Consider the following 230-nt stretch of genomic DNA (forward strand, 5'->3'; position numbering starts at 1 on the left):
CTCATCCGCGCGAATTTCAGCGATCGAGCATCTTGTCTCCATCGCAGCGTGATCAGAAGGGTTAAAGGAAATCTGGAATTCTGCTGTCACATCACTTTCCCTAAACCCGTCTTCAATATTTCCTTTTCTAACCTTATCCAGGTTTGCGATATTTGTCTTCGGAACCGGGAATACACCTTTTGTCTTCTCATAGCGGTCCGCATGTTCATGGACGAGCGGCGCATCCTTTT

The 230-nt window shown here is 47.0% G+C and carries 1 protein-coding gene; it reads right to left on the reverse strand.

Features of this window, described 5'->3' with window-relative positions:
- Positions 1-230, reverse strand: a 230-nt coding sequence (locus tag R0K30_RS23870; protein WP_410613554.1) for a molybdopterin cofactor-binding domain-containing protein, incomplete at both ends; no start/stop codon positions are given.

This window comes from Bacillus sp. SIMBA_154, assembly GCF_046536015.1.
Lineage (GTDB): Bacteria > Bacillota > Bacilli > Bacillales > Bacillaceae > Bacillus > Bacillus pumilus_P.